1 protein-coding gene is annotated in these 1,390 nt (G+C 64.9%); it reads right to left on the bottom strand.

Annotated features, from left to right (window positions below):
• Positions 1-43: 43 nt before the first annotated feature.
• Positions 44-1,345: an IS256 family transposase gene (locus Aut01nite_RS43040; protein ID WP_204037960.1), complete on the bottom strand. Its 1,302-nt coding sequence runs from the start codon at positions 1,343-1,345 to the stop codon at positions 44-46.
• Positions 1,346-1,390 lie beyond the last annotated feature (45 nt).

Below are 1,390 nucleotides of genomic sequence, written 5' to 3'. Positions count from 1 at the left end.
CGGGGAGTGTCAAGAAAACGGTGTAACTCGATCTTGTTGAAGGTCAGTTACGGCCTGCGGTGAGGCGTCCTTCGAAGGCGAGGTCGAAGGCGTTGAGAGCTGGTTTCCAGCGGGTGATCCATCGGCGGCGGCCGGTGCCGGTCGGGTCCAGGGCCATCACGGCGAGGTAGACGCATTTCAGTGCGGCCTGCTCGTTGGGGAAGTGTCCGCGGGCCCGCACGGCCCGCCGGATCCGGGCGTTCACGCTCTCGATCGCGTTGGTCGAGCAGACGACCTTGCGGATCTCGGCGTCGAAGGCCAGGAACGGCACGAACTCGGCCCAGGCGTTCTCCCAAAGCCGGATGATCGCCGGATAACGCTCCCCCCAGGTCTCGGCGAACTCCAGGAACCGCTGCTCCGAAGCCTGCTCGGTCGGTGCGGTGTAGACCGGCTTCAACGCTTTGGCGATCGCGTCCCAGTGCTGGCGGGACGCGTATTTGAACGAGTTGCGCAGTAGGTGAACCACACAGGTCTGGACCACCGTCTTCGGCCAGACGGTGTTGATCGCGTCGGGCAGACCGGTGAGGCCGTCGCAGACGGCCATCAGCACGTCCTCGACGCCGCGGTTCTTGAGCTCGGTGCAGACCTGGAACCAGAACTTGGCACCCTCACCGCCGTCGCCGGCCCACAGCCCGAGGATGTCGCGGGTGCCTTCGGCGGTGACCGCCAGGGCGACGTAGATGGGCCGGTTGGCGACCTTCCCGTCGCGGATCTTGACGTTGATCGCGTCCAGGAACACGACCGGGTAGACGCGGTCCAGGGGCCGGTTCTGCCACTCGGCCATGCCGTCCATGACCTTGTCGGTGATCGTCGAGATCGTCTGCCGTGACACCTCAGCGCCATAAACTTCGGCCAGGTGAGCGCTGATCTCACCCGTGGTCAAGCCCTTGGCCGACAACGACAGGACCATGTCCTCGACCCCGGTCAGCCGACGCTGCCGCTTCTTGACGATCTGTGGCTCGAACGAGCCGTCCCGGTCACGAGGCACGACGATCTCGACCGGACCGACGTCGGTCAGCACCGTCTTGGCCCTCGAACCGTTGCGGGAGTTCCCGCCGTCTTTACCAGCAGGATCGTGCTTCTCGTAGCCGAGGTGGTCGGTGATCTCGCCGTCCATCGCAGCCTCGATCACGCGCTTGGTCAACTGCTGCAGCAGCCCGCCCTCGCCGGACAGCTGCAGGCCGGCCGCGCGAGCCTGCTCGACCAGTTGGCCGACCAACTCAGCATCCACACCCGCCGGCGAGGCGGCTGGGTCCTTCTTCTTAGCCACCGCGGAAGTATCCACGGCCTCTGTTGTCATGGTCATCTGGTGCGTCTCCTTGATCAGGAGTTACACCGTTCTTTTTACAGT

This window comes from Actinoplanes utahensis (genome assembly GCF_016862455.1).
Classification (GTDB): Bacteria; Actinomycetota; Actinomycetes; order Mycobacteriales; family Micromonosporaceae; genus Actinoplanes; species Actinoplanes utahensis.
Note: the sequence above shows the minus strand (reverse complement) of the source record. Positions and strands in the feature narration are given on the sequence as shown.

Coding starts and splice junctions, on each gene's coding strand:
- Aut01nite_RS43040 (WP_204037960.1), bottom strand. CDS start 1,345: ATGACCATGACAACAGAGGCCGTGGATACTTCCGCGGTGGCTAAGAAG.